The sequence below is a fragment of the Macrococcus sp. PK genome (assembly GCF_022501545.1).
In the GTDB taxonomy this organism is placed as follows: domain Bacteria; phylum Bacillota; class Bacilli; order Staphylococcales; family Staphylococcaceae; genus Macrococcoides; species Macrococcoides epidermidis.
Map to the genome: position 1 here is coordinate 102382 of NZ_JAEPRF010000003.1, position 6550 is coordinate 108931.

The window sequence follows — 6550 nt, forward strand, 5'->3', positions numbered from 1 at the left end:
TAAATTGAACACATGAAATGGAGGTACATATGATTACTTGGGAAGAAGAAATGATAATACCTGTAAATATCGAAAAAGTATGGTCATTATTTGATTTAGAAAACATTCAACGCATTATGCCTCAAATTGTTGAAATGAAAGTATTAGAAAAGAAACCGGGTGTTGTGGGTTCTACGTATGAACAATCGTACAAAGAAGGCAACAAGGTAATGAAGTACATCGTGACGGATTTAGAACATGAAGATACACCGACCCGCAAACACAACAAATCTGGATTTCAACTTGCTAAGATGTTTGATATTGAAGCAGATTATGTATTAGAAAAGATTTCAGAGCACGAAACGCGCTTCATTTACAGCGGTTCGAATAAAGGAGTCAACTTTGCTGGAAAAGCGATGCTTAAATTAATGCCAAAAAAACAAAATCAAAAAGTTGTTGATGATTTTATGCAGCGCGTAAAAGTAGAAGCAATGAAGGAGAACAATTAATGAGTATATTAGCAGCAATTATTGCCGGAGCATTAGCCTTTATGGTAGGCGCACTTTGGTATACCGTATTATTCGGTAAGTTATGGCAACGAGAAGTCGGTATTTCAGATGAACAAATCAAAGCAGCAGGTAGTGGTACACCTCAAATGATTACAGGTTTTGTAGTAGAAATTCTTGTATCACTACTCATCTTTTTCATATTGTCGCACACAGATTTAAATATTTTCTGTGCTGGATTTACGATTGCAATTATTTCTATCTTTTCAGCTCTTAAAAACTATTTCTTTGAAATGAAATCCTTTAAATTAATCGCAATTAATGAAAGTTACAAACTGATTTGTATTATGATCATGACGTTAGCAGCATACTATTTTGGATAAGGAGTGAAGATTGATGGAATTAGGCAATTTTTCAGTAAGTTTACCGGTAAAGGATATTCATGCATCACTTAAATTTTATCAAACATTAGGCTTTGAACAAGTCAGTGGCGACATTACGCAAAACTGGGTTGTGTTAAGTAATGGTGCAGCACGTATCGGATTATTTCAAGGAATGTTTGAAGAGTTTATGATGACGTTTAATCCGAAATGGAATGAGAAAGGTCAGGAAATTGCTGGTACAGATGTACGTGAAATCGCAGCTAAATTAGAGGCAGCAGGTTATGATTGCATCACACCGTTAACAGCTGAGAACGAATCTGGCCCAGGATATTTTATGGTAAAAGATTTAGACGGTAATACATTATTATTTGATCAACATGTATAAGGAGCGTTCATATGGAGAAATTTTGTCAAAGTTGTGGTATGCCACTTAATCTGCACGGTGAAGATGTTCGTGGTACAGAAGTTGATGGGAGCTTAAGCTCTAAGTATTGTAATTATTGTTACAAAGACGGTAAGTATATTGATCCTAATATTACGATGGAAGAAATGCTTGAACGCGGTAAGCAAGGTATTTCAAATGGCAAAGGGAATCCAGTTGCTAAATTTATGATGAAAGCTTTCTATCCGATGCAATTGAAGAAATTAGAACGATGGAAATAAGGGATGTCTTCGGACATCCCCTTTTCATTTCCAAATTCATCCTATTCGTTGTTATACTTAAATCAACATGATGAAGGAGTGATTGATTTGAACAACCGACTTTACGACATACTCGATTTATTAATCAGTTATAATACTGAAAGTCCTCCGGCAAGGAATACAGACCCATTACAAAATGAAATTGAACAGCTACTAAAAAATCTTAACTTTCAAATCGAAAGAATTCCACTGTATAAAAATGATTCTGTAATCGTAGCGACACTAAAAGGTACGGATGCAAATGCTCCAAAATTAATATTAAACGGACATGTAGATGTTGCTGAAGTAAGCGAAGATGAATGGACATATCCGCCATTTCAGCTCACTCAAGTTGATGACTGGTTATATGGGCGAGGTGTCAGTGATATGAAAGGTGGCATGAGTGCATTATTTTATGTATTGGAAAGACTATCACACGAAAACATTCAGCCTAAAGGAGATATTATTGTTCATTCAGTCGTCGGTGAAGAAGTTGGAGAAGCCGGGACAAAAACTGCCTGCGAACATTCTCCTAAAGCTGATTTAGCACTGGTATTAGACACAAGTGACTGTGTAGCACAAGGTCAAGGTGGCGTTATTACAGGATGGATTACTGTTAAAAGCAATAATACCATCCACGATGGCGCCAGAATGAATACCATCCATGCAGGCGGTGGTTTGTTTGGGGCCAGTGCAATCGAAAAAATGATGAAAGTGATCACCGCTTTAAGAGAACTTGAACAGCACTGGGCAGTAATGAAATCAAGTCCTGGAATGCCTGCAGGTGCAAATACGATTAATCCAGCTGTCATTGAAGGTGGCAGACATCCAGCCTTTATTGCAGATGAATGTAAACTCTGGATTACGGTTCATTATTTACCTGAAGAAAATTATCATGATATTACGAAAGAAATAGAAGATTATTTAAATAAAGTAGCCGATGCTGATATATGGTTAAGAGAAAATCCGCTTTCTTTTGAGTGGGGCGGCACTTCAATGATTGAAGATAAAGGTGAAATCTTCCCAAGTTTTACAGTACCTATAAACCATCCAGGATTCGAACTGCTAGCGACATCTCATCAATCAGTATTCAATACACCTCTAAAACACGAAATGAGCTCAACTGTTACAGATGGTGGATGGTTAGCAGACTTCGGTATACCGACGATCCTTTATGGGCCAGGACAATTATCTGAAGCACATAGTGTGGACGAAAGAATTAGTGCAACAGAGTTAGAACGATTCTCTCAAGTATTATACGCATTCCTAAAAGAATGGTATGAGTCACCAAAAGCAAAGACCGTCTGAGTATAACTTAGACGGTTTTTTGTATATCAATCTTTCCACCTTTACGCTGTAACAGCAGAAACACTACTGTCAAACTCATAAATCCAATGCCTGAAATATAAATTGGCACATCTACACCAAATTGTTTTGCCACAACGCCTCCAAGCAATGATCCAACAGGCATCGCTACCATACATAGTGCATTCATTATAGTGCCTACACGTGCTAACACTTTGTTATCAACCATCTTCTGAATATAAGTAAACATACTGATATTTAGCACCATAATTGGTAACGTCATTAAACCATAAAAGAAAATTGAAGCATAATAATTTGGAACGATAGCTGTAAGTACCATACATACACCAGATATCAATGGAGAAATCATTAATATCTTGTTAATATCTACATCTTTAAATTTAGGAGTAATCAAAGAACCTATCAAAGCGAAGACAACACTCGCCGTTAAATAATAGCCATATGCATAATCTCCACCTCTACTATAAGTAAATGCCGGCAATATCGCATTGGTCATACTACCTGTAAAGTTTGCGATCATAGCAGGTAAGGTAAATAAAAACAACTTATTACCCACGAAATATTTCCATCCATCAGTTATAGAAGTTCTGTAAATTTCAGTATTAAATACGCCGTTATCAATATGGCTGTATTTTATCTTGGAGAAGAATAGCACAGCTAGGAAGAAGGTCGCTGCATTTAGAAAATAAACACTTTCTATACCAGCTTTCATGACTAGCCAAACTGTTATTAATTTTGCAATGACACCTATTATCGTTGAACCTGTACTTACAAAACTGTTATATCCAATAAGTTCATCTTCTTCCATCACCAAAGGAGACAATGCACTTTCCGCATTACCTTCTACTACTTCTATTAATCCTAAGATAAACAGACTAAATAATAATACACTTATAGGCATAAGATTCAAATAGAACATCACTGCAATAAAGATCATAATAAATAGTTGCATGATTTGTGCGATTAGCATCATCTTCTTGCGATTGAAGTGATCAATTACCGGGCCAGCAAAAGCAGAAAGAATACCTGGTGTAAAGATAATTGCTGAAGTGACACTCGTAATAAAAGCATCTTTTGTCACATCAAAGATATACCACATAATTGCCACTGAATAAATTGAATCACCTAACGCTGAAATGAGCCTTCCCGTTAAAAGATAATTTTTGTCCGACATATCATCACCCCTATTATTTTTTATCGTTAAAATATATTTTACTGATAAAAATAAATAAGTCAATGAAAATTATCAGACTATTTTACTAAACAAAAAAATAGAGCAGCTTATGCTACTCTACTCAGTTTCATCTTTATATGATGACAGTTGAATTTGATACACATTTTTATGATCTAAATCTTTATACTTTTCTTCATACTTTTGACTTAAAGCTCTCATTTCGTTCATTAATTCCATCCATTGTTCATATGGTAATTGCACTTCTAAATTAGACATTTGAGCACTGTTAGGTGTCTCAATCTTCTTTAATTCTTCATCAGTCAATTTACCATACTCATCAGCATCTCGTTTGAGTGCATCGAATACTTTTTGAACTTCTAATGTGTAAAACGCTAGTATAGTATCGAAGTTTTCTTTTATTGCTGGAAAATCAAAATTAATTGGTGATTTATTTAAGTGTTCACTTGAATAATAATATTCAGTCATATTCTTGATTTGTCTTTCTTCAACTATTTTTAACGCTTCAACTTCCATCAGTTTCTTAATAGGATAATACAGATTTGATGTCTTAACATCTAAAGCTTTTGCAATCTCTTTCGTTGTCATCGCTTTATCCCGTGTCAGCTGAATGATTTGATTTGCTTTTTCATCAATTAATATTTTCAGTAATTCATTTCCCATTTCCTCACCTACAGTTTTTATCGTTTAAAATAATTTTAACATAAAAATAAAAATAATATTTAACAACCTTATATTCTACATTGTCAAAATATTTGTATCTATTTTATGAAATTCACTCTCAAATCGTGTATGATTATTTTATTATATTTTAGGAGTGTTGTTATGTTATATATATTGCTTGCCTTTGTTATTGGGCTGATGATTCCTGTGCAAACTGCAGTTAATTCTAGGTTACGCACATATGTTTTATCACCATTTGTAGCATCATTTATTTCTTTTTTAGTGGGAACAATTTTTTTATTCATCATGACACTCGCGACTAAACATAGTGTTTTAATCGCACCATCAATTTTCTTCAACAATCCGTTATGGATCTGGCTAGGTGGTATTTTCGGTCTTATCGGTCTTACGACAAACATTTTACTTTTTCCGAAACTAGGTGGCGTGCAAACAGTGGTACTTCCAATTATGGGGCAAATTATTATGAGTATGCTTATTGATCATTTTGGATTATTTTATTCACCCGAGAAAAGTTTCACCATTTTGCGATTCATCGGAATTGTTATTTTATTACTCGGTGTATTGTGTGTAATCGTATTACCAGATTACCTGAGAAAGAAACGACAGGCCATCCATATTCAAGGTAGCAGCAGCAATAAATTACCTTTTCAGTTGTTAGGCGTTATTGGAGGGATGCTTATGGCCAGTCAATCTGCAATTAATGGGCATTTAGGCAGCTTACTCCACTCAGCTGTTCACGCTGCGTTTATTTCATTTTTAGTAGGAACTTTGATGTTATTTATTGTTGTAACTTTTGTGAATAAGAATTTAAGCAATTTTAATTTGGCATTTGGCAAAGATAAGCCTATATGGATCTGGTGCGGTGGGATTATCGGTGCTTTCTTTGTCTTACTTATGGCATATCTCGTCCCTATAATAGGTACTGGATTAGTAGTCGTCATTTGTTTATTCGGGCAAATTTTATGCAGCATTATCATTGATATGTTCGGTTTAATTGGTGCCAAAAAAGTCCCAATTACACGTGTTCAAATGTTAGGCTTAGGATTGTTAGTATGTGCTGTAGTGATGATCAGGTTATTTTAAATATATCTTCTTTGTATTTAGGAAATTTCATTTAACGTCGTGATTACTATTTATCATTTTCATTTATATTACATATTTTGCTATAATTGTATCGAGGTGATCATGATGAATAACACGCTTCCTTTAATGGATATCAACAATAGTACATCAATGATCTATAAAGTATACAGTATTGAACATGATCCAAAAGTAGTGAAATTTGAAATTGCTTTTATTAATGGGCATCGTAACTTACTATTTAAACATATATTATATGAAGAAGATCTGATTATACTCAGTCACCTTCAATCATTGAACACAGGTAAATATCATTTTGTAGAACCATCATTATATATCGATATCAAGAATATTCATGAAACGACTATCGATATTACGATTCACTTAAAAGCTTTATTAGAAAATCATGATTCTTCTCACCGCACTGATAATGCATACGATATGACTGTTGAGAAACATGGTTTCATTCAATTTATCGAATATTTACAGCACCACCTGGTACAATAAGACTATTTCAATTCTCCTAATATATGCCTCAATACACGTAAAATAAATTCTTATTTTACTCATATTGTATTAAAGTGACTATAAATACTAGACAATTGTGATGAATCATTATATAATAAATTCAAATATTATCGTACATATGCAAGAAATTAAGGCTCTTCACATCATTACAAAGAGTAATAATGTAAGACAACACTTTTTGTAATATGTGA

General features: G+C 34.0%; 9 protein-coding genes. 7 read left to right on the forward strand and 2 right to left on the reverse strand.

Going from position 1 to position 6550, the window contains the following annotated elements:
• The first annotated feature begins 29 nt into the window (after positions 1-29).
• The 5 genes from JJJ02_RS03245 to JJJ02_RS03265 all read left to right on the forward strand — a co-directional run bounded on the left by JJJ02_RS03245 (position 30) and on the right by JJJ02_RS03265 (position 2857).
• Positions 30-488 carry an SRPBCC family protein gene (locus JJJ02_RS03245; RefSeq protein WP_239241956.1) on the forward strand — a complete coding sequence of 153 codons (459 nt, stop codon included), beginning with the start codon at positions 30-32 and terminating at the stop codon, positions 486-488.
• A complete protein-coding gene (locus JJJ02_RS03250) occupies positions 488-868 on the forward strand; it encodes a DUF1761 domain-containing protein (RefSeq protein ID WP_111717327.1) in 381 nt (126 codons plus the stop codon). The genes JJJ02_RS03245 and JJJ02_RS03250 overlap by 1 nt, the downstream gene beginning before the upstream one ends.
• Before the next feature lie 13 nt (positions 869-881).
• On the forward strand, positions 882-1253 hold the full coding sequence (locus JJJ02_RS03255; RefSeq protein ID WP_240837323.1) for a VOC family protein: 372 nt from the start codon (positions 882-884) through the stop codon (positions 1251-1253).
• Between the two features lie 11 nt (positions 1254-1264).
• Entirely contained in the window at positions 1265-1531 is a 267-nt protein-coding gene (locus tag JJJ02_RS03260; RefSeq protein WP_111717324.1) for a zinc ribbon domain-containing protein, read from the forward strand.
• An 87-nt stretch (positions 1532-1618) separates the two neighbouring features.
• The gene (locus JJJ02_RS03265) at positions 1619-2857 is read left to right on the forward strand and encodes an acetylornithine deacetylase (protein WP_240837325.1); all 1239 of its coding nucleotides are present in this window, start codon (positions 1619-1621) and stop codon (positions 2855-2857) included.
• 7 nt (positions 2858-2864) lie between these two features.
• Here the strand turns inward: JJJ02_RS03265 and JJJ02_RS03270 are convergent, their stop codons facing one another.
• Positions 2865-4049 carry an MFS transporter gene (locus JJJ02_RS03270; protein WP_240837327.1) on the reverse strand — a complete coding sequence of 395 codons (1185 nt, stop codon included), beginning with the start codon at positions 4047-4049 and terminating at the stop codon, positions 2865-2867.
• Positions 4050-4166: 117 nt separating this feature from the next.
• Complete coding sequence (locus tag JJJ02_RS03275) at positions 4167-4730, reverse strand: winged helix-turn-helix domain-containing protein (RefSeq protein WP_099578795.1); 564 nt, start codon at positions 4728-4730, stop codon at positions 4167-4169.
• Between the two features lie 162 nt (positions 4731-4892).
• On the opposite strand from JJJ02_RS03275, the gene JJJ02_RS03280 reads away from it, so the two are divergent.
• The gene (locus tag JJJ02_RS03280; protein ID WP_240837329.1) at positions 4893-5834 is read left to right on the forward strand and encodes a DMT family transporter; all 942 of its coding nucleotides are present in this window, start codon (positions 4893-4895) and stop codon (positions 5832-5834) included.
• A 105-nt stretch (positions 5835-5939) separates the two neighbouring features.
• A complete protein-coding gene (locus JJJ02_RS03285) occupies positions 5940-6338 on the forward strand; it encodes a hypothetical protein (RefSeq protein ID WP_239241960.1) in 399 nt (132 codons plus the stop codon).
• The last annotated feature ends 212 nt before the right edge of the window (positions 6339-6550 follow it).

Bases quoted from the DNA above. Each gene is read 5' to 3' on its own strand.
- JJJ02_RS03280 (WP_240837329.1), top strand. From the start codon at position 4,893: ATGTTATATATATTGCTTGCCTTTGTTATTGGGCTGATGATTCCTGTG.
- JJJ02_RS03250 (WP_111717327.1), top strand. From the start codon at position 488: ATGAGTATATTAGCAGCAATTATTGCCGGAGCATTAGCCTTTATGGTA.
- JJJ02_RS03270 (WP_240837327.1), bottom strand. From the start codon at position 4,049: ATGTCGGACAAAAATTATCTTTTAACGGGAAGGCTCATTTCAGCGTTA.
- JJJ02_RS03275 (WP_099578795.1), bottom strand. From the start codon at position 4,730: ATGGGAAATGAATTACTGAAAATATTAATTGATGAAAAAGCAAATCAA.
- JJJ02_RS03245 (WP_239241956.1), top strand. From the start codon at position 30: ATGATTACTTGGGAAGAAGAAATGATAATACCTGTAAATATCGAAAAA.
- JJJ02_RS03260 (WP_111717324.1), top strand. From the start codon at position 1,265: ATGGAGAAATTTTGTCAAAGTTGTGGTATGCCACTTAATCTGCACGGT.
- JJJ02_RS03285 (WP_239241960.1), top strand. From the start codon at position 5,940: ATGAATAACACGCTTCCTTTAATGGATATCAACAATAGTACATCAATG.
- JJJ02_RS03255 (WP_240837323.1), top strand. From the start codon at position 882: ATGGAATTAGGCAATTTTTCAGTAAGTTTACCGGTAAAGGATATTCAT.